The sequence below is a fragment of the Amycolatopsis sp. VS8301801F10 genome, from assembly GCF_046195355.1.
GTDB lineage: Bacteria > Actinomycetota > Actinomycetes > Mycobacteriales > Pseudonocardiaceae > Amycolatopsis.
The window spans coordinates 6,921,624-6,944,700 of record NZ_CP176065.1 but is presented as its reverse complement, the minus strand read 5'-3'; the positions used below and the strand labels follow the sequence as shown (position 1 = coordinate 6,944,700).

Genomic DNA, 23,077 nt, shown 5'->3' with positions numbered 1-23,077 from the left:
GGCGGGGCTCGGGAAGAGCCCCGCCCCCGGATCACTCGCGGACGGCGGGGACGTCGGCTGCTTCCCGTTCCGGCTCCGCTTCCGTCGCGGCGGAGCGCCCGCGGCCCAGCAGGAAGATCGTCGCCATCGCGACCACTGAGATGCCCGCCAGGAGCAGCATCGTCGCGTTGTTGCCCGCGGCGAAGAGCGAGTCCGTCAGGCCGTCGGCGGACGCGCGGTCGAGGCCGGTGTGCTGCTGGAGCAGGTCGCTCGCCGAGCCTGGCTTCGCGACGACGTCCGCGGTCCACGGGCCGGGCGCGACCTGCTTCGCGGCCAGGTCGTCGTGCAGGGCGCCTCCGGCGACGCCGCGGAACAGCGTCATGCCGAGCGCGAGCCCGACCGCGCCGCCGAAGTTGTGGAAGGTCCAGGTGGCTCCGACCGCGAGACCGGACAGCCGCGGGGGAACCGAGGAAAGCGCGGCCACCGCGGACGGCCCCAGCACGAACGCCCAGCCGATGCCCATCAGGGCGAACGCGACGATCACGAAGCCGAGCCCGCTCGTCGCGTCCAATTGGGACTGCAGGAGCGCCGAAAGCGCGAAGGCGGCGAATCCGGTGCTGAGCACGACGATCGGGCCGACGCGGTCGACCAGCCTGCCGACGAACGGCGAAAGCACCGCCATGGTCGCGGTCGTCGGCAGCATCATCAGGCCGATCGCCACGTCCCCGTAGTGCCGGACGGTGCTCAGGTAGAGCGGCATGAGGAACAGCGCCGTGGCGTAGAAGAAGGCGAGCGAGAACTCCGCGGTCACCGCGCTGAGGAACAGCTTGCGGGCCAGCAGCCGGAACGGCACGAGCGGGTACTTCTGCCGCCCGTCGACGAGGACGAAGACCACGAGCGAGACCGCGCCGGCGACGAGGCTGCCGAGCACCTGCCAGGAACCCCAGCCGAAGGTGTCGCCGAAGGTGAAGCCGAAGATCACGCCGGAGAGCCCGAGCGCGAGCAGGACGAGCCCGGGCCAGTCGAGCTTCACGTCCCCGTCAGCCTTCGATTCGGTGAGGCTGACCGAGCAGATCGCCAGCGAGACGACCACCAGCGGCACGTTCACGAGGAAGACCCAGTGCCAGCTCAGCGCGCCGACGATCAGCCCGCCGAGCATCGGGCCGACGGCGAGGCCGATCCCGTTCACCGCGAACAGCATGCCGATCGCCCGTCCGCGCTGGGCTTCCGGGAAAGCGTTGGACACGATCGTGCTGGAACTCGTGTACAGCACCGCGCACGACGCGCCCTGCAGGAACCGGAAGAACACCAGCAGCGGGATCGTCGGGGCCAGCCCGGCCCCGAGCGAAGCCAGTCCGAAGAGGACAGTCCCGGCGTAGAGCACCTTGCGCCTGCCGAGGATGTCCGAGAGCCGGCCCGCGGTCACCATGAACATCGAAAGCGCGACGAGGAAGATGTTGACGATCAGCTGCGTCTGCGTCATCGTCGTGCCGAGATCGCGGGCGATGTCGGGTGCGGCGGTGTTGACGATGGTCAGGTCGATGCAGCCGAGAAAACTCACGATGCCGACTCCCGTCAGCACCCACCATTTCCTGCTGTTTTCGCCGATCACGCCGGTGTTCTCCTCAGGGGTTCGTCGTCGGGAAAGGGCGCCGGGCTCTCCGCCCGCCCGCGATCATTGGACCGGCATTTCGCCGTCCGCGGCGGCGCGCGGCCGGTCAATTTGGTCAGGACGCGGTCAACGTGGTCAAAGCCCGGGAGACCGGCGCGCGGGCCGGTAGGGTTTCCGTCCTGGCCGCCCGTCCCGTCCGGGCGCCGCCTTCCCGCCGGATCCGCGGAGGACAGCGATGAGCGGTGATCTGCCCGAGGTGCGCGCGCTGGGGTCGGAGCTGAGCAACTGGGGCCGCTGGGGCGCCGACGACGAACGCGGCACCACGAACCTGATCACGCCGGAGCGGATCGCGGCGGCGGCCGGGCTGATCCGCACCGGGGAGACGATCGACCTCGGCATCCCGCTCGACGCCGACGGCCCGCAGCCGGGCGGGCTCCGGCAGAACCCGGTCCGGCTGATGTCCGAGAACGGCCAGGAGCAGGAGCTGCCGGGCGGGCTCACCTGGGCCGACGACTACGTGTTCATGCCGCTGCAGGCGGGCAGCCAGTACGATTCGCTGGCGCACGTGCACTACGACGGGCTGCTCTACAACGGCCACCCCGGGCACGAGGTGACCAGCAAGGGCGCCGCCCGGTGCGGGATCGAGACGCAGGCGAAGGGCATCGTCGGCCGCGGAGTCCTGCTCGACCTGGCCCGGCTGCGCGGCGTCGACTGGCTCGACGGCGGCGAGGTCGTCACGCCGGCCGAACTCGAGGCGGCCGAGCGGGCGCACGGGGTGACCGTCGGAACGGGAGACATCCTGCTGATCCGCACCGGCTGGTGGCGCAAGTTCCTCCGCGACCGCGACGCCGCGGAGTTCATCCGCACCGAACCCGGCCTCGGCCTGGCGTGCCTGCCGTGGCTGCGCGAACGGGACGTGGCCGTGGTCGGCGCGGACAACTCCGCCGTCGAGGTGGTGCCCGGCGAGCGGCCGGACAGCATGTTCGAACTGCACATGGTGCTGATCCGCGACATGGGGGTCACGCTCGCGGAGATCCTCGACCTGGAGGAACTGTCGGAGTCGTGCGCGGCGGACGGACGGTACGAGTTCTTCTACGCCGGGCCGCCGCTGAAGTTCACCAGGGCGGTGGGCTCGCCGATCAACCCGCTGGCGATCAAGTAGGGCGGGTGGCGCGGGCCGGTCTGCTATTGAGGGTCGCTGAGGTGCTGATCAAGTAGCGCGGTTGTCCGTGGGCGTGGCTGTGGGGTCGGGCGGGGATCGCTTCGTTGTCGTGGGCGATGCGGGCGGCGTTGGGGGAGTTTTGCGCCAGTCTGCCGTTGTAGGTCATCGGGCGGGTTTGTTGATCAATTCGGCCGCGTTCAAATAGCGAGCGCGGCTGTGGCTTCGTTGTCGTGGGGCGATGCGGGCGGCGTTGGGGGAGTTTTGCGCCGGTCGGCCGTTGAGGGTCATCGGGGCGGGTTCGCTGATCAATTCGTTCGCGATCAAGTAGCGCGCCCGAACCGCGGGCGTGGCTGAGGTCCAGACCAAGATCGATTCGCCGCCGCCGAGCCAGCCGCACGCGGAGAGTCCATAGTGGACAATCCGTCGCGGCCGCCGCCCCGGCGAAGGTCAATCCGCGGGCAACCGCCCCTATAACTTCCTTTACCGAACCGTTCCCGTGGATCCCATGCGGAATATGCACCGTATTGGCAGTTTGCCGATAGCGGGCATTTCCTCCGCGGCGTCCGGGAAGGACGTTCGGCTGTTCGGCTATTGGTCCCGGAGAGGCTGCAACGTTTCGGCCGGCGGGGGCGACTGTGCGGGCGGAGGTGCTCATGGCGGAATCGACAGCGGCGATCCCCTCCGGGGCGCTGCCGGAAGTGCGATCTCGGGCGAGCGCGTTACCCGGCGGTAAGGCCTACTGCCGTCGCGCGCCATTCGTGTGGTGCGGCCCGAGTCGTGAATTCCGCGCGGCCGGGGAAGCGGCGGAATTTTCCGGTGATCGGGTGAGGTTTAGCGGGCGGATTCGGCGATTCTCCGAGATCGACTTGTACCGCAAGCAGTTCGGAAGCGTTTTAGGGAAGGCGGACGGTGATCATTTCCCGGTATGCGGCGGAAGTCCGGCATGCGGCCGCGACGTTGCTGCGATCGGGGGAACGGCGACGGCTGTCGGCACCACTTCTTTGGTGGCGGGCATTGTTCCGCCAGTCTGGAGAATGGACCGTTTACGCTGGTCGGAGCAGCGGGAATCGGTGCGCGGCGCGGCCGGGGCGTCCGCCGAACGCGAAGGCGGACCGTCCGCTTATCCGGGCGTCGCCTCGAGGTGTGAGTCCGTTGTTCATATTTTAGAATGCTCTCGGCAATGTGTGACGCTGGGTGCGAACCGGCGTATGCGGGAGTCCTTCGTTTGGCGGTTGCTGGAGCGCAACGGAGCTAGGCAGGGTATGGATTCCAGCGCGGGTCTGGGCTTGCTGACGCCCGCGCTCTGCTGGGGCTAGTGCCGCGCGGTCAGGGGGCAATTCACCGCGCGGTTCCGACGAGTATTCGAAAGGCATGGTCATGCACTCCCGGAAAGAAAGAACCGACGTCCCGAGACCGCGCCCGGTGCCCGGCGTCGGCAGTGCGGACCGGCTGGCCGCCGTGCTCCCGCGGCTGGCCGCCCGGCATCGGGTGCCGGGAGCGCAGGTCGCGGTGTGGTCCGGAGGCGAGGCCGTCATGGTCCAGACCGGGGACGCGGGCGGCGGCAGGCCCATGCGGGAGAGCACGCGGGTGCCGGTCGGCTCGATCACCAAAGTCGCCACCGCGACGGTCGCGATGCTGCTGGTGTCCGACGGCGATCTCGAGCTGGACCAGCCGGTCGGCGAGATCCTGGGCGATCCCGGGCTTTCCGCGTCGCTGACCTTGCGCAGGCTGCTCAGCCACACGAGCGGGCTGCCCTCGGACCCGGCCGACGCCGCCGGGTCCTGCCGGAAAGAGGTGCGCTCCGCGGAGTTCGTCTGCGAGCCGGGGACCGCGTTCTCCTATTCCAACCTCGGCTATGCGCTGGCCGGCCTGCTGATCGAAGAGGTCACCGGGATGAGCTGGCGCGAGGCGGTCGCGTCGATCCTGTTGCGGCCCTTGGAGATCGAACCGTTCTTCGTCGACAGCCCGGGCGTCGCGACCGGGCACGCGCGCGACGGCGGGCGGCCGCTCGCGCAGGTGCTGCCGCCGATGCTGGACCCGGCGGGCGCGCTCGCGCTGAGCGCCCGCGACCTGGTCGCGCTGGGCCGCGTCCACCTCGGCAAACCCGGCCTGCTCGACGTCGTGACCGCGAGCGACCTGCACCGGCCCGTGGAACGCGCGGAACCGTTCGGCCTCGCCGACGGCTGGGGACTGGGGCTGGCCTGTTTCGGCGACGAGGACTTCCGCTGGCTCGGGCACGACGGCACGGCCGACGGGACCTCGTGCCACCTGCGGATCGACCAGTCCGGCGCGTGCGTGCTCGCGCTGACCGCCAACGGGGCCGGGGGCGGCGACCTCTGGCACGACCTGGCCGGGGAGCTGCCGGAACTCGGCCTCCCGCCGCATCGCGTCCAGGCTGCGGAATCCTGCCCGATTCCCATGCCGGACGGCGATTTCGGCAATTATCGCAACGGCGCGATCGGATATGCGATCCGACCGGACGCCGCCGGCGGCGCCTGTCTCGACGTGGACGGCGACGTCTTCCCCGAACTGACCCGGTACGCCGACGGCTCCTTCACCGTCCGCGATCCGGCGACCGGCCGCGCCACGCCGTGCGGCCGGTTCCGCGGCCGGCCCGGCGCGGCGACCGCCGTCGAAATCGGCGGCCGGCTCGCGCGGCGGTGCTGAGCCCGCCCTCCGAACTTCTCGTCCTCGCCCGCGTCGAAGCGGGATCCCTTGGCGTGCCCGGAAGGTAGCGAAAAACGATGACCGCCCCCCACATTCCGGCCGGACCGGACCCTGCCGCCACTCTGCCCGAGCTGTTCGCCGCCCAGGCGCGGCAGGCTCCGGACGCGCTCGCCGTGGACGGCGCGGCGACCCGGCTGACGTACGCCGAACTGGCCGGCGAAGCCGGAAGCCTCGCCGCGCATCTGCTGCGGCTGGGCTTGCGGACCGAAGACCGGGTCGGAGTGCTGGCGCGGCGGTCGGCCGGGCTGGTCGTCGCGGAGCTGGCCGTGGTCGCCGCGGGCGGCGCGTACGTGCCGCTCGACCGGCGCGCGCCGGACAGCCGGTTGCGGACGCTGCTGCTCGAGGCCGGGGTCACGATCCTGCTTACCGACGATCCGGTCCGCGCCGCGGAGATCCACACTGGACAGATCGTCGTGCTCGGACGGGTGCGGCCGCGGGAGGATTTCCCTTCGGTGCGACTGCATCCGGACAACCTGGCCTACCTGATGCACACGTCCGGCTCGACCGGGACGCCCAAGGGGGTCGCGGTCCGGCACCGGGACGTCGCGGCCCTCGCGGCCGACCAGCGGTTCGCCGGGGCCGCGCATCGCCGGGTGCTGCTGCACTCGCCGGCGGCCTTCGACGCCTCCACCTACGAAATGTGGGTGCCCTTGCTGACCGGCGGCACCGTGGTGGTCGCGCCGCCGGGAGACCTCGACGTCGAGCTGCTCCGCGAAGTCGTTTCCCGGTACGGCATCGGCGCGATCTGGTTGACCGCGGGCCTGTTCCGGGTCGTCGCGCAGGAGGCGCCGGACTGTTTCCAGGGCGTGCGAGAGGTCTGGACCGGTGGCGACGTCGTTCCGGCCGGGGCGGTGCGGCGGGTGCTGCGCGCCTGCCCCGGCGTCACGGTCGTGGACGGGTACGGCCCGACCGAGACCACCACGTTCGCGACGGCCCACGCGGTCCAGCCGGGGGACGTGACCGCGGTGCCGATCGGCCGCCCGCTGGACGACGTGCGCGCGTACGTCCTGGACGACGCGCTGAACCCGGTCGCGGCCGGCGAACCCGGCGAGCTGCACCTGGCCGGGGCGGGGCTGGCGCGCGGGTACTGGGCGCGTCCCGGGGCGACGGCGGAGAAGTTCGTCGCCGATCCCGGCGTGCCCGGCGAGCGGATGTACCGCACCGGCGACCTGGTGCGCTGGAACGGCCAGGGCGAGCTGGAATTCCTCGGCCGCGCCGACGACCAGGTCAAGATCCGCGGCTTCCGGGTGGAACTCGGCGAGATCGAGGGCGTGCTCGCCGCGGACGACACGGTGGCGGAGGCGGTGGTGGTCGCGCGGGAGGACGGGCCGGGAGCCAAACGCCTGGTCGCCTACGTCGTGCTGGCTCCCGGCGCGCCGCGGAAAGACCTGAAGGCCGCGGCCGCGGCGGTGCTGCCGGGCTATCAAGTGCCCTCGGCGATCGTCGTGCTGGACGAGCTTCCGTTGAGCGCCAACGGAAAGGTCGACCGGAAAGCACTGCCCGCGCCGCCGAGCGAACCGGCGGACGGCGGCGCCGAACCGCGTACGGACACCGAACGCGCCGTCGCCGGGATCGTCGCGGAGGTGCTGGGACTGGACCGGATCGGCGCCGAGGACGATTTCTTCGCTCTCGGCGGCGACTCGATCCTGGCCGTGCAGGCGCTGTCCCGGCTGCGGCGCAAGCTCGGCGCCGAGCTGTCGGCGCGGGCGCTCTTCGACGCGCCCAGCGTGGCGGCACTCGCGCGGCTCGTGGACAGCGGTCCGAGAGCCGGGCAGGAGATCCCGGCGGGGCCGCCGCGGGACCTGCTGCCGCTCTCCCCGGCGCAGCGGCGGCTGTGGTTCCTCGACGAACTGACCGGCGGCAGCACCGAGTACAACACGGGCGTCGGGATCCGCCTGTCCGGCCCGCTGGACCTCGGAACTCTGCGCACCGCGCTGGCCTCTCTCTGCGCACGGCACGAATCGCTGCGCACGACCTTCGATTCCGTTGCGGGACAAGGCATGCAGCGCATCGCGCCGACCGGGGAAATCCCCTTGAGCATAGCGGATTCCGCCCCGGACGACGAGACTCTGAAGGCGGAATTGCGCCGGCCGTTCGACCTTCGGACGGGCCCGCTGACCCGGGCCGCGCTGTACCCGCTCGGCCCGGACGAGCACCTGCTTCTGCTGTGCCAGCACCACATCGTCACCGACGGCCGGTCGATCGAGGTGCTCACCGGCGAACTTCTCGACCTCTACCGCGGCGCGGCCCTGCCCCCGCTGCCGCTCGGCTACCAGGACTACACCCGGTGGCGGCTGGCGTCCGAACGCCTCGACCAGCTCGGCTACTGGCGCGCGGCACTCGACGGCCTCGAACCGCTCGCCCTGCCGACCGACCGTCCGCGGCCGCCGCAGCGCACCACCGAGGGCGCGGTGCACCGGCACGACCTGTCCGCCGACCTGGTCCGCCGGGTCGCGGAAGCGGGCCGTGAGCAGGGTGCCACGCTGTTCATGACCCTGACCGCGGCCGTGCAGGCAGTGCTGGCCGCCTACAGCGGGCAGCGGGACATCGCGGTCGGCACGGCGGTGTCCGGACGCGACCGGGCCGAACTGGAGCCGCTGACCGGATTCTTCGTCAACACGCTCGTGCTCCGGTCCTCTGTGGACAGTGCGCAGCCGTTCGAGCGCTTCCTGGCGGAATTCCGGGAGACCGTGCTGTCCGCGTTCGCGCACGGGGACGTGCCGTTCGACCGGGTCGTGGAGGAGGTCCAGCCCGAACGCGACCCGTCGCGGACGCCGTTGGTGCAGGCGGTCGTCGTCCTGCAGCGGCCGCTGGTGGCGGAGCGTACGGTCGCCGGGCTGCGGGTCAGCGAGTACGCCCTGCCGCGGCCGTCGGCGCGCTTCGATCTCGTGGTGGAGTTCTGGCCGCGCCCCGACGGCCTGCGCGTCACGATCGAGTACGCCACCGCGCTTTTCGACGGCGCCACCATCGAACGCCTCGCGCGCAGCCTGGAGGTCTTGCTCGCCGGGATCGCCGCTGATCCGGCGCGGCCGGTGGGCGACCTGCCGCTGCTCACCGCCGAGGACCGCCGGTTCCTGCTCCCGGGGCAACCGGAAAACCCGTCCGGCAACCGGCCTCGGCAGACGGTGCCGGACCTCTTCGACCGACGTGCCGGCCAACGGCCGGACGACCTCGCGGTGGTCTCCGGCGACGTCCGGCTGACCTACGCCGAACTGCGGGCCCGCGCGAACCGCCTCGCCCAGCGCCTGATCCGGCGAGGCGTCCGCCCGGAGGACCGGGTCGGCGTCCTGATGGACCGCTCGGCCGACCTCGTCGTGGCCGTGCTGGCGATCCTCAAGGCCGGTGGCGCCTACCTCCCGCTGGACCTGCGCGCTCCGGCCGACCGGCTGCGCCGCGTCCTCGACGGAGTGCCGCTGGTGCTCACCGACCGCACTTGGCACGACACCGCCACCACTGTCCATAATGGACTCACGCTGCTGGTGACAGACGTCGACGAACCTTCCACCGCGCCAGAAATCGCACTGAGCGAACAAAACCTCGCCTACGTCGAGTACACCTCAGGCTCCACCGGCGTCCCGAAGGGCGTAGCCGTGCGGCACGCGGACGTCACGGCCCTCGCGACCGACCCGCGGTTTTCCGGCCACGAGCGAGTCCTGCTGCATTCCCCGCTCGCCTTCGACGCCTCCACCTACGAGCTGTGGGTGCCGCTGCTCAACGGCGGCACCGTGGTCGTCGCGCCGCCGGGAGACCTCGACGCCGACGCGGTCCAGCAGCTGGTCGCCCGGCACGGCCTGAGCGCGCTCTGGCTGACCGCGGGCCTCTTCCGGCTCTTCGCCGAGGAGACGCCGGAGTGCTTCGCCGGCCTGCGCGAGGTCTGGACCGGCGGCGACGTCGTGCCGCCGGCCGCCGTCCGCCGGGTGCTCGACCGCTGCCCCGGCATCGCCGTCGTGGACGGCTACGGCCCGACCGAGACCACCACGTTCGCCACGTCGTTCCGGATGCCGGCCGAGGTCCCCGACCCGATCCCGATCGGCACGCCGCTGCGGGACGTCCGGATCCACGTCGTCGACGACCGGTTCCGCCTGCTCCCGCGCGGCGCGGCCGGCGAGGTCTGCGTCGCCGGAGCCGGGCTCGCGCGCGGGTACTTCGGCCAGCCGGGCGCGACCGCGGACCGGTTCGTCGCCGACCCGTTCGGCCGGCCCGGCGAGAGGATGTACCGGACCGGCGACCTCGGCCGGTGGCGGGGCGACGGCACGCTCGAATTCCTCGGCCGCGCGGACGATCAGGTCAAGATCCGCGGCTTCCGGGTCGAACCGGCCGAGATCGAACGCGCGCTGGCCGCGGAGGACGGGGTGGCGCGGGCGTTCGTGACGATCCGCACGACCGGCGGACGCAAGCAGCTCGTCGGCTACGTGGTCGGACCGGCCGACCCCGAGGACCTCCGCCGCGCCCTCGGCCGCACCCTGCCGGACTACCTGGTGCCGTCGGTCCTCGTCCCGATGGCCGAGCTGCCGCTCACCGCCAACGGCAAGGTCGACCGCCGCGCGCTGCCGGAACCGCAGGTCGCCAGCGAGCGGACGACGGCCCCGCGCACCGGGCGGGAGGCCGTGCTCGCCGGGATCTGGGCGGACGTGCTCGGCCTCGACCGGGTCGGCGTGGACGACAACTTCTTCGCCCTCGGCGGCGATTCGATCCTGAGCATCCAGGTGAGCGCCCGTGCCCGGCAGGCCGGGCTCAGCGTGACCACCGCCGACCTGTTCCGCCACCAGACCATCGCGGCGCTCGCGCCGGCCGTCGGCGAGGCCGGCGCGATCCCGGCGCGCGGCCCGGAGAGCGGCGAAGTCGTCCTGACCCCGATCCAGCACTGGTTCTTCGGCCTGGGCGCGGACCGCTTCGACCAGACGATCGCCGTCGAGCTGCCCGCCGACGTCGACTTGACCGCGCTGATCAGTGCGCTGGGCGCGTTGTCCGAGCGGCACGACGCGCTGCGGATGCGGTTCACCCAGGACCGCGACGCTTGGCAGCAGCACAACGCCCCGGTCGGCGAAGGGCACACGCTGCTGCGGTGGTCGCTGACCGGCGGGCCGCGGACCCTGCACCTGGCCGCGCCCCACCTGGTGGTCGACGGCGTGTCGTGGCGGCTGCTGCTGGAAGACCTCGACCGCGGTTATCAGCAGGCCGTGCGCGGCGAACCGATCGACCTCGGTCCGCGGACCACGTCCTTCCGCGAGTGGGCGCGAAGGCTCGCCGAACACGCGGCAGCGGGCGGCTTCGACGACGAACTCGCGCACTGGTGGGAACTGCCCGCGCCCGCCCCGCTCCCGGTCGACGGCACGGCGGAGAACACCTTCGGCCGCGCCCGCGTCGTCACGGCCCGGCTCACCGCCGACGAGACGCGCGCGCTGCTGCGCGAGGTGCCGCGGGCGTACCGGACGCAGGTCAACGACGTGCTGCTGGCCGCGCTGGGCCGGGTGCTGGGGGAGTGGACCGGGCAGCGGCCGGTGGTCGATCTCGAAGGGCACGGCCGCGAGGAGCTGTTCGACGGGGTCGACCTGTCGCGGACGGTCGGCTGGTTCACCAGCATCTTCCCGGTCGCGCTGGACGTTCCGGACGGCTGGGGCGCGGCGCTGAAAGCGGTCAAGGAGCAGCTGCGCGCGGTCCCGCGCCGGGGGATCGGCTACGGCGCGCTGCGGTATCTCGCCGGGTCCGCGCCGGTGATCGAACCGCAGGTGAGCTTCAACTACCTGGGCCAGTTCGACCTGCCCGGCGACCTGGTCCTGCACCGCGAACTCGCGCTGGACGTCTCGCCGGACACCGTCCGCCCGCACCTGCTGGAGGTCGTCGGTCGCGTCGAGGGCGGGGAGCTGGAGCTGGCCTGGCATTACGCCGACGGCGTCCACGAGAAGTCCACTGTGGACCGGCTGGCCGCGGCGACGGCCGAAGCGCTGCGCGAGATCGTCCGGCATTGCGCGGAGCCGGGAGCGGGCGGCCGGACGCCGTCGGATTTCCCGCTGGCCGCGCTGGACCAGTCCACAGTGGACGAATTGGCCGGCGACGGCCGTGACGTCGAGGACGTCTACCCGCTGACGCCGATGCAGGCCGGGATGGTGTTCCACGACCTCGCCCAGCCCGGCGACCGGGTCTACTTCGAACAGGTTTCGTTCACTGTGGACGACGTGCCCGAGCCGCGGCGGCTGGGCGAGGCCTGGCAGCGGATCGCCGAGCGGACCCCGATTCTGCGCAGCCGGATCGTCTGGGACGGCGTGCCGCAGCCGCTGCAGGTCGTGGACCGTACGGCGGAGCTGCCAGTGTCCTATCTGGACTGGTCCGCAGTGGACGCCGAAGAAGCCCTCGAGCAACTGCTGGAGCAGGACCTCGCCGAAGGATTCGATCTCGCCCAGGCCCCGTTGACGCGGCTGGTCATCGCGAGGGAATCCGCCACCAGAGTGCGCGTGCTCTGGACGTTCCACCACGTCCTGCTCGACGGCTGGAGCGTGTTCGGCCTCCTCTCCGACGTCGTGGCCTTGCTGCGCGGCGAAGAACCGCCGGTCCGGCCGCCGTTCCGCGACTACGCGGCCTGGCTCGCCGACCAGGACGACGAACGTGCCGAGGAGCACTGGCGCGCCGAACTCGCCGGGGTGACGCCGACTCCGTTGCCCCTCGAACGCCCCGCCGTCCGCACGCACACGGCAAGCTCGACCGGCCGCGTCCCGGTGGAGTTCGACGCCGAAACGTCCGCCGCGGTGTACGCCTTCGCGCGACGGAACCGGCTGACCGTCAACACCGTCGTCCAAGGCGCGTGGGCTGCGTTGCTGGCGCGCTACAGCGGCGAAACCGAGGTGTGCTTCGGCGCGACGGTCTCCGGCCGTCCGGCGGAACTGCCCGGCGCGGACGACATTCCCGGCATCTTCATCAACACCCTGCCGGTGCGCGTCCGGCTCGACCGCACCCGCGCGGTCGCGGACTGGCTGCGCGATCTCCAGGCGGCACAAGCGGAATCGCGCCGGTTCGGGCACGTCGGCCTGACGAAACTGCAGGCGTGGAGCGGCGGCGGCAGCTTGTTCGACAGCATCGTCGTCTTCGAGAACTACCCGATCGACGAGGTGTCGGAGCTGCGCGACGTCCGCGCGGCCGAGCGGACCAGCTACCCGCTGGGCGTCGTCGCCTACCCCGGGCGCAAGCTTTCGCTGATCCTCACACACGACCCGGCGCGGATCGGCGACCAAGCCGCGGCCAGGCTCGCGACGCACCTCGAAGCACTGCTCCGGAGCATGATCGCGGCACCGCACGAGCCGGTGTCCCGCGTGCCGATGCTGTCCGAGGCCGAGACTCAGCAGCTGCTCGCCGAACGGAACGAGACCGCGCGCCCGCTCCCGGCCAAGGCGGTGCCGGAGCTGTTCGAGGCCCAGGTCCTCGGTAACCCGGACGCCGTCGCGCTGGTGACCGACGACGAGCAGCTCACCTACCGGGACCTCGACCTCCGCGCGAACCGGCTCGCCCACCGGCTGCTCGAGGCGGGCGTGCGGGCGGAGGACCGGGTCGCCGTCCTGATGAACCGCGCGCCGGAACTCGTCGTCGCCGAACTCGCGATCCTCAAGGCCGGCGGCGCTTACCTTCCGCTGGACCTGCGCGCCCCGGCCGAGCGGCTGCGGCTGCTCCTGCGGGAAGCGGAAGCACGAGTCCTGCTCGCCGACGCGGCGTGGCTGGCGACCGCCGAGGAAGTCCACCTCGGCGCCATCCTCACCGGCGAGAGCGGCGGCCCGGACACCCCGCCAGCCGTCCGCGTCGAGCCCGACCAGCTCGCCTACGTCATCTACACGTCCGGTTCGACCGGCCGTCCGAAGGGCGTCGCGGCCCGGCATCGCGACGTCGTGGCCCTTGCCGCGGACCGGCGGTTCGCCCGGCACGACCGGGTTCTGCTGCACTCGCAACAGGCCTTCGACGCCGCGACCTACGAACTGTGGGTGCCGCTGCTCAACGGCGGCACCGTCGTGCTGGCCCCGCCGGGGGACGTGGACGTCGAGACGCTCGGCCGCTCGCTGACGACGCACGGCGTGACCGGGGCGTTCCTCACCACCGGGCTGTTCCGCCTGGTCGCGCAGGAATCGCCGGAGGTCTTCGCGGGCGTGCGGGAAGTCTGGACCGGCGGCGACGCCGTCCCCGCGGCCGCGCTGCGCCGGGTGCGGGCGGCGTGCCCGGACACCCTGGTCGCCGACGTGTACGGGCCCACCGAAACCACCACGTTCGCGACCGTGCACCCGCTGCCCGGCGAGGTGCCGGACGTCGTCCCGATCGGCGGGCCGCTCGACCACACCCGGGCCTACGTCCTCGACGACGACCTCCGGCTGGTCCCGCCCGGCGCGCCCGGCGAACTGCACCTCGCCGGCGCGGGCCTGGCGCGCGGGTACCTCGGCCGTCCCGGGCTGACCGCGGACCGGTTCGTCGCGGACCCGTTCGGCCCGCCGGGGGAGCGGATGTACCGCACCGGCGACCTGGTGCGCTGGAACGACGAGGGCTCGCTCGAGTTCGTCGGCCGGGCGGACGAGCAGGTCAAGATCCGCGGGTTCCGGGTCGAGCCGAGCGAGATCGAGGCGGCGCTCGGCGAGCATCCCGGCGTCGAGCAGGCGGCCGTGCTGGCCCGTTCGGACGGCGGCGTGAAGCGGCTGGTCGCCTACGTCGTCGGCGAAACCGAGGGCCTGGCGGAATTCCTCGGCCGGACGCTGCCGGACTATCTGGTGCCCGCCGCGTTCGTCCGGCTGGAGCGGTTCCCGGTGAACGTCAACGGGAAACTCGACCGGCAGGCGCTGCCGGAGCCCGAGTTCGGCGCGCGGGACCACGTCGCGCCGAGGACCGGGCGCGAACGCGCGATCGCGGAGATCTGGGCCGACGTGCTCAACGTCGACCGCGTCGGCGCGACGGACGACTTCTTCGAGCTGGGCGGCGATTCGATCCTCAGCATGCAGGTCGTCTCCCGGGCCCGCAGGGCCGGGCTGGAGCTGCAGCCGGGCGACCTCTTCGCGCACCGCACCCCGGCCGCGCTCGCCGCGGCGGCCCGCACCGCGGCCGCGGCCGTCGAACGCGGTCCGGTGCGGGGTCCGGTGCCGCTCACCCCGATCCAGCACTGGTTCTTCGCGACGCAAACCGCCGAGCCGGACCACTTCCACCAGTTCGTCCGCTTGGCACCGCTCGATCCGGACGCCGCGCACGCGGCCGTCGAGGCGCTCTTGACGCACCACGACGCGCTCCGGATGCGCTTCGCCCGCGGCGAAACCCACTGGCTTCAGGAAAACGGCCCGGCCGGCGCGGAAGCACCGCTGGTCCGCTTCGAGCAGGACCGGCTGTCCGTGCATCACCTCGTGGTCGACGGCGTGTCGTGGCGCGTGCTCCTCGAAGACTTCGAGCGCGCCTGCGACCAGGCGTCGCACGGCAAGCCGATCGACCTCGGCCCCCGCACGACGTCCTTCCGCGACTGGGCGATCCGGCTCGCCGAGCACGCTGCCGAGGGCGGCTTCGACGACGAACTCGGCTACTGGCGCGGCGTGTCCGGCAGCACCGCGGTGCCGGTCGACGGCCGAGGCGACGCGACCGTCGCGTCGATGCGCTCGGTGACCGCCCGGCTGTCCGCCGCCGAGACGAACGCGCTGCTGCGAGACGTCCCGAAGGTCTATCGCACGCAGGTCAACGACGTGCTGCTGACCGCGCTCGGCCGGGTCCTGCGCGACTGGACCGGCGGGACGCCCGTGGTCGATCTGGAAGGGCACGGGCGCGAGGAGCTGTTCGAGGACGTCGACCTGTCCCGCACGGTCGGTTGGTTCACCACCGTCTTCCCGGTGGCGCTGGACGTCCCGGACGACTGGGGCACGGCGCTCAAGTCCGTCAAGGAACAGCTGCGCGCGGTGCCGCGACGCGGGATCGGCTACGGCGCGCTGCGCTACCTGACCGGCACGGCCCCGGAGATCGACCCGCAGGTGAGCTTCAACTACCTCGGCCAGTTCGGCTCCGGCCGCATCGAATCCGACGAAAGCCCCCGCTCGGCTCGCGCGCACCTGCTGGACGTCGTCGGCCGCGTCGAGACCGGCGAACTGGAATTGACCTGGTACTACGCGGAAGGCGTCCACGATCGGTCCACTATGGACACTCTGGCCGCCGCGATGACCGCCGCGCTGCGCGAGATCATCCGGCACTGCGCCGATCCGGCGGCGGGCGGCCGGACCCCGTCGGACTTCCCGTTGGCCGCGCTGGACCAGTCTGCTGTGGACAGTCTGGTCGGCGACGGCCGCGAGGTCGAGGACGTCTACCCGCTGACGCCGATGCAGTCCGGGATGGTGTTCCACGCCCTGTCCCAACCTGGCGAGCGCGTCTACTTCCAGCAGGTCGGCTTCGTGCTCGACGGCGTCGAGGACCTGGCCGCGCTGGAACGGGCCTGGCAGCGGGTGGTCGACCGGACGCCGGTGCTGCGGACGCGGATCGCCTGGGAGGGCGTGCCCGAGCCGGTCCAGGTCGTGCGGCGGCGGCTCCCGGTCCCGATCACCCGGCACGACTGGCGCGACCGGACCCCGGACGACCGCGACCGGGCCTGGCGGGACCTGCTCGCCGCCGACCGGGCCCAGGGGCTCGATTTCACCGAAATGCCGTTGCTGCGGCTGGCTTTCGCGCGCTTGTCGGACACCGAAGTCCGGGTGCTGTGGACGTTCCACCACGTCCTGCTCGACGGCTGGAGCGTCTTCGGCGTGCTGTCCGACGTGTTCGCCGCCTATTCCGGCGCCGAGCTGCCCGAGCGTCCGCCGTTCCGCGACTACCTCGCCTGGCTGGACCGGCAGGACGACGCGGCCGCCGAAGAACACTGGCGGCGGGAACTCGGCAGCCTCGTCGCACCCGCGCGGCTGCCTTACGACCGGGCCCCCGCGCAGGCGCACACGAGCCGTTCGTCGGAATGGCTGCGCGTGCCGGTCGAAAATTCCGGACAGCTGCGGGACTTCGCGCGCCGGGCCGGCCTGACGCTCAACACCGTTCTGCAGGGCGCGTGGGCGCTGGTGCTGGCGCGGCTGAGCGGCGAGCGCGACGTCTGCTTCGGCACGACGGTTTCCGGCCGTCCGGTCGACCTGCCCGGCGCGGACGACATCACCGGCATCTTCATCAACACCCTGCCCGTGCGGACCACGGCGACCGGTGCCGACGTGACCGCGTGGCTGGCCGAACTGCAGGCCGCGCAGGTCGAGTCCCGCCGGTACGGCCACTTGCCGCTGACGAAGCTGCAGGCGTGGAGCGGCTGCGGCGGAAGCCTTTTCGACAGCATCGTGGTCTTCGAGAACTATCCGGTCGACCAGGCTTCGACGCGTGGCTTGCGGCTGCGCGACGTCGACGCGGCGGAGACGACGAACTACCCGATCAGCGTCGTCGCGTCGCCGGGGGAGCAGCTGACCTTGGACGTCGGCTACGACCCCGACCTGTTCGACGCCGAGACCGCCGAGCGGATCACCCGGCAGCTCACCGCCGTCCTCGACGCGTTCGGCGCGGACCCGCACCGGTCGCTGGAGGACATCGACCTGCTCACCGAGGCGGAACGGCACCGGGTGCTGGTCGAGTGGAACGACACCGCCCAGCCGCTCCCGGCCGACGACCTGACCGAGCTGTTCGCCGCACAGGTCCGGCGCGCTCCGGACGCGGTCGCGGTGGCTGGTGATGGAGTACGGCTGACGTACGCGGAGCTGGACCGGCAGACCGACCAGCTCGCGCGGTACCTGGTCTCGCTCGGAGCGGGACCGGAGCGGCTCGTCGGCGTGCTGATGGACCGCTCGCCGGGGCTGATCGTCGCGGAACTGGCGATCGTCAAAGCGGGCGCGGCCTATCTGCCGCTCGACACCCGTGCCCCCGAGCCCCGGCTCAAGACTCTCCTGTCCGGCGTGAAGCTCTTGGTCACTGACGAGTCTTGGCACCATACCGCCGTGAATGTCCACAGTGGACTGACAGTCGTCCCCGGCGAGCACACCGCGGACGTGCCGCTGCCGAAGGCGGACCCGGCCAACCTGGCGTACGTCATGTACACCTCCGGTTCGACCGGAAAGCCGAAGGGCGTCGCACCCAGCCGCCGCGACATCGTGGCACTCGCGGCGGACCGCCGTTTCGCCGCGCACAGCCGCGTCCTGCTGCACGCGTCGCAGGCCTTCGACGCCTCGACCTACGAACTCTGGGTGCCGCTGCTCAACGGCGGCACGGTCGTCGTCGCCCCGCCCGGCGACCTCGACCTCGAGACCCTCGGCCGGCTGTTCGCCGAGCACCGGGTCGACGCCTCCTTCCTCACCACCGGCCTGTTCCGGCTGGCCGCGAAGGAGGCCCCGGAGATCTTCCGCGGGCTGCGGGAAGTCTGGACCGGCGGCGACGCGGTCCCGTCGGCCGCGGTGCGGCGGGTGCGGGAAGCCTGCCCGGACACGACCGTGGTGGACGTCTACGGCCCGACCGAGACCACGACGTTCGCGCTGGCGCACCCGGTCCTCGGCCCGGTGCCGGACGTCGTGCCGATCGGGAAACCGCTGGACAACACGCGCGCCTACGTCCTCGGCCCGGACCTGCGGCCGGTGCCGCCGGGCGCGCTCGGCGAACTCCACCTCGCCGGCCCGGGCCTGGCGCGCGGCTACCACGGCGCGCCCGGCCTGACCGCCGAACGGTTCCTGCCCGACCCGTTCGGACCGCCAGGGGAGCGGATGTACCGCACCGGCGACCTCGTCCGCTGGACCGCGCGGGGCGAACTGGACTTCGCCGGGCGCGTGGACGAGCAGGTCAAGATCCGCGGCTTCCGGATCGAACCCGGCGAGGTCGAGGCCGCGCTGGCCGCGCATCCGGGGATCTCCCAGGCCGCCGTGCTGGCCCGGGAGGACCACGGCGTCAAACGGCTCGTCGCCTACTACACCGGCGACGCGGACGAGCTGACCGCCTTCCTCGCCCGAACCCTGCCGGACTACCTGATCCCGGCCGCGTTCGTCCGGCTCGACCGGCTGCCGTTGACCGGCAACGGAAAACTCGACCGGCACGCCCTGCCCGCCCCGGACTTCGCCGCGACCGGCGCCCGGACGGCCCCGGCGACGGAGGCCGAACGGGCACTGGCCGAGATCTGGTCCGAGGTGCTCGGGGTCGAAAACGTCGGGGCCGAGGCGAACTTCTTCGCACTCGGCGGCGACTCGATCCTCAGCATCCAGGTCGTCTCCCGCGCGCGCCGGGCCGGGCTGAACCTGTTGCCGCACGAGGTGTTCCGGCATCCGACGCTGGCCGCGCTGGCCGCGCACGCGGGCGGCGGGCGCGGGCCGGACGCCGAGCAGGGCCCGGTCGTCGGCGAAGCGCCGCTCACCCCGATCCAGCGGTGGTATTTCGAGACCCAGCCGGAGCGGTTCGACCAGCGGGTGGTCCTGGAATTCGCGGAGGACGTCGACGAGGCAGCGCTGCGGCGAGCCCTCGAAACGGTGTGGGCGCACCACGACGCCCTGCGCCTGCGCTTCGGCCAGACGCAACACTGCGCCCCGGCCGGCCCGGTGGAGCTGCTCGTCGGCGAGCCCGCCTTCGCCGTCGAACGCGGCCCGCTGCTGAACGCGGTCCTCGACGGGCGGCGGTTGCTGCTGGCCGCGCACCACCTGGTCATCGACGGCGTCTCGTGGCGAATCCTCTTGGAAGACCTGGAAACCGCCTACCGCGGCGGAGACCTCGAACCGAAGACGACGTCATTCCTCGCCTGGGCCCGCCGCCTCGCCGAACACGCCGAGGCGGGCGGTTTCGACGACGAACTCGCCCACTGGCAGTCCCTCCCGCCGGTCGCGCCGGGCGAGCCGGGCGTCGTCGCCGACACGCGCGAGGTCACCGTCCGGCTCACCGCCGAGGAAACCCGGGCGCTGCTGCAGGAGGTCCCCGAGGTGTACCGGACGCAGGTCAACGACGTGCTGCTGACCGCGCTCGGCCGGGTGCTCCGGGACTGGACCGGCGGGACGCCCGTGGTCGATCTGGAAGGCCACGGCCGCGAGGACCTGTTCTCCGGCGTCGACCTGTCCCGGACGGTCGGCTGGTTCACCAGCATGTTCCCGGTGGCGCTGGACGTTCCGGACGACTGGGGCGCGGCGCTCAAGTCGGTGAAGGAACAGCTGCGCGCGATCCCGCGGCGGGGCATCGGGTACGGCGCGCTGCGCTACCTGACCGGCACGGCCCCGGCGATCGACCCGCAGGTCAGTTTCAACTACCTCGGCCAGTTCAGCGCGGCCGAGGACGGGCTGTTCCGCGTCGGCAGCCTGGACTCCGATGTCGATCCGAACGCGCCCCGCACCCACGTGCTCGACGTCGTCGGCCGGGTCGAAAACGGGGTGCTGGAGCTGACCTGGTCCCATGCGATCGCGGGGGACACCGTCGCAACCCTGGCCGAGCGGATGCGGACGGCGCTGCGGGAAATCATCGCGCACTGCGCCGAACCCGGCGCGGGCGGACGCACCCCGTCCGACTTCCCGCTGGCCGCGCTCGACCAGTCCGCTGTGGACGCTCTGGTCGGCGACGGCCGCGAGGTCGAGGACATCTACCCGCTGACGCCGATGCAGGGCGGGATGGTCTTCCACGGTCTTTCCCAGACCGCGCAAGGCATGTACTTCGAGCAGGCCACCTTCGTGCTCGAAGGAGTCGCCGATCCGCAGCGGCTGGGCCGGGCGTGGCAGCAGGTCGTCGACCGCACGCCGGTCCTGCGCACGTCGTTCGCCTGGACCGGCGTGGCCGAACCCGTCCAGATCGTGCACCGCGAAGCCGAGCTGCCGGTGCGGCAGCTCGACTGGACGGACCTCGAGGAGCCCGGAACGGAGCTGGCGCGGCTGCTCGCCGAAGACCGCGCGCGAGGACTGGACCTGGCCGTCGCGCCGCTGTCCCGGGTCGCGCTCGCCCGGCTGTCGGACACGGAAGTCCAGGTGCTGTGGACGTTCCACCACGTCCTGCTCGACGGCTGGAGCGTCTTCCAGGTGCTCTCGGACGTCTGCACCGCCTACGCCGGGCAGCCGCTGCCGTCCCGGCCGCCGTTCCGCGACTACCTCGCCTGGCTGGGCGAACACGACCAGGCCGGCTCCGAAGAGTTCTGGCGCGCGGCACTCGCCGGGATCGAGGGCCCGACGCGGCTGCCTGCCGACCGGACGCCGCCGTCCGGCCACGCCCCGTGCTCGGCCGAATGGCTGCCCGTCCGGCTCGACCGGTCCGCCACCGCCCGGCTGGACGCGTTCGTCAAACGCCACGGCCTCACGCACAACGTCGTGCTGCAGGGCGCCTGGGCGCTGCTGCTGTCGGTCTACAGTGGACAGAGCGACGTCGTGTTCGGCGCCACCTCCTCCGGCCGCCCGGCCGAAGTGCCCGGGGTGGACGACATTCCCGGAATCTTCATCAACACCCTGCCGGTGCGGGTCGCCGTCGACCGGGGGGTTCCGGTCGCGGACTGGCTCGCCCGGCTGCAAGCGGCGCAGGCCGAAGCGCGCGGGCACGGGCACGTCCCGCTCGCCCGGGTGCGGGACTGGGCGGGCCTGCCGGGCGGGGTGAACCTGTGCGAGAGCCTGGTGGTGTTCGAGAACTACCCGATCACCGGGGCGGCGGCCGGGCACGGCCTGACCGTGCGCGACCTGTCCGCCCGGGAAACCACGAACTTCCCGGTCACCGTCGTCGCTTCGCCCGGTTCGGAGCTGTCGGTGGACGTCGGCTACGACCCGGCGCTCTTCGACCCGCGGACGGCGACCGACCTGGCCGCCCGATTGCTGGAAATCCTCCGCGGCCTGACCTCGGACGGCGCCCGCCCGCTCGGCGCCGTCCCGGTCCTGACCGCCGCCGAGACCCAGTTCCTCGCCGAACGGGCCGGGACCTGCGAGGAGCCGGACCCGCGGTCGCTGCCCGAGCTGTTCGCCGAGCAGGTCCGCCGCCGGCCGAACGCGCTCGCGGCCGTCCTCGGCGGCGAACCGGTCACCTACGCCGAGCTGAACCGGCGGGCCAACCGGCTCGCGAACCGGCTCGCCGGGCTCGGGCTGCGGCCGGAGGAACCGGTCGGCCTCGCGGTGGACCACGCGGCGGCGGTGGTCGCCGAGCTGGCCGTGGTCAAGGCGGGCGGCGCGTACCTGCCGATCGACGCGCGCGCCCCGCTCGAGCGGCAGCGGGTGCTGCTCGACGGGGTCCGGTTCGTCGTCGCCGCGGAAGAACATCCGCTGGGCCAGACGGTTCTGCTGTCCTCTGTGGACGACGAGCCGGACAGCGACCCCGGGTGCGCCGTCGACCCGGACCAGGCGGCCTGCGTGATGTACACGTCCGGCTCCGCCGGGGCGCCGAAGGGCGTCGTGGTGCGCCACCGCGACGTCGCGGCGCTGGCCGCCGACCACCGGTTCCGCGGCGGGGCGCACGAACGGGTCCTGCTGCACTCGCCGCTCGCGTTCGACGCCTCGACCTACGAGCTGTGGGTGCCGCTGCTCACCGGCGGCTGGGTCGTCACCAGCCCGGAAACCGGGCTCGACGCGCCGCTGCTGCGCGGCCTCGTCCGCGAGCACGGCCTGACCGCGATGTGGGTCACCGCCGGGCTGTTCCGGATCCTCGCCCAGGAAACCCCGGAGTGCTTCGCCGGCCTGCGCGAGGTCTGGACCGGCGGCGACGTCGTCCCGGCGGAGTCCGTGCGGCGGGTGCTGGCCGCGTGCCCGGGGCTGCGGATCGTCGACGGCTACGGCCCGACCGAGACGACCGTGTTCGCCACCGCCCACCCGATGGACGCGCCGCCGCCGGACCGGATCCCGATCGGCCGCCCGCTGGACGGCGCCCGCGCCCGGGTGCTCGACGCGGACCTGCGCCCGGTGCCGCCCGGCGTGCCCGGCGAGCTGTGCCTGGCCGGCGCGGGTCTCGCCCGGGGCTACCGGAACCGGCCGGGGCTGACCGCGGACCGGTTCGTCGCCGATCCGTCCGGCCCGCCGGGGGAGCGGATGTACCGCACCGGCGACCTCGTCCGCTGGCTGCCCGACGGCACGCTGGAATTCCTCGGCCGCCGCGACGACCAGGTCAAACTGCGCGGGTTCCGGGTCGAGCCGGGCGAGGTCGAGGCCGCGCTGGCGAAACATCCGGACGTCGCGCAGGCCGCGGTGCTCGTCCGGGAGGACCGGCCCGGCGCGAAGCAGCTGGTCGCCTATGTCGTGTCCGAGGCCGGCGAAGGCGTGCTCAGGGAGTTCCTGGCCCGGTCCCTGCCGGACTACCTGGTGCCGTCGGCGTTCGTGGCGCTCGACCGGCTTCCGGTCAGCGCCAACGGAAAACTCGACCGGCGGGCGCTGCCCGTCCCGCGGGCGGCGGAGACCGGGCACGTCGAACCGAAGACGGAGACCGAGCGCGCGCTCGCCGGGATCTGGGCCGAGGTGCTCGGCGCGGACCGGGTCGGCACGCAGGACAGCTTCTTCGCCCTCGGCGGCGATTCGCTGCGCAGCCTGCAGATTTCCGCCCAAGCCAGCGCGCTCTTCGACGTCCGGCTGACCCCGGCCGACGTGATGGCCGCGCGCACCGTCGCGGCGCTGGCCGAAACCGTCGAAGACCTCGTGCTGAGCGAGCTGGAACGGCTTGCCGCAGAACTGGAATCGTGA

General features: G+C 72.6%; 4 protein-coding genes. 3 read left to right on the top strand and 1 reads right to left on the bottom strand.

What is annotated here, in order from left to right; genetic code table 11:
* Window positions 1–31: 31 nt before the first annotated feature.
* Window positions 32–1,591, bottom strand: a complete 1,560-nt coding sequence (locus F9C11_RS31815) for an MFS transporter (RefSeq protein WP_409181047.1) — start codon at window positions 1,589–1,591, stop codon at window positions 32–34.
* Window positions 1,592–1,826: 235 nt separating this feature from the next.
* Between F9C11_RS31815 and F9C11_RS31810 the strand changes: the two genes are divergently transcribed.
* The 3 genes from F9C11_RS31810 to F9C11_RS31800 all read left to right on the top strand — a co-directional run bounded on the left by F9C11_RS31810 (window position 1,827) and on the right by F9C11_RS31800 (window position 23,077).
* Window positions 1,827–2,753, top strand: coding sequence for a cyclase family protein (locus F9C11_RS31810; RefSeq protein ID WP_409181046.1), 927 nt, complete (start codon window positions 1,827–1,829; stop codon window positions 2,751–2,753).
* 1,422 nt (window positions 2,754–4,175) lie between these two features.
* Window positions 4,176–5,420: a serine hydrolase domain-containing protein gene (locus tag F9C11_RS31805; protein WP_409181045.1), complete on the top strand. Its 1,245-nt coding sequence runs from the start codon at window positions 4,176–4,178 to the stop codon at window positions 5,418–5,420.
* Window positions 5,421–5,497: 77 nt separating this feature from the next.
* On the top strand, window positions 5,498–23,077 hold the full coding sequence (locus F9C11_RS31800) for a non-ribosomal peptide synthase/polyketide synthase (RefSeq protein WP_409181044.1): 17,580 nt from the start codon (window positions 5,498–5,500) through the stop codon (window positions 23,075–23,077).

Excerpts from the sequence above, each read along its gene's own strand:
- F9C11_RS31810 (WP_409181046.1), top strand. The coding sequence starts at position 1,827 with ATGAGCGGTGATCTGCCCGAGGTGCGCGCGCTGGGGTCGGAGCTGAGC.
- F9C11_RS31800 (WP_409181044.1), top strand. The coding sequence starts at position 5,498 with ATGACCGCCCCCCACATTCCGGCCGGACCGGACCCTGCCGCCACTCTG.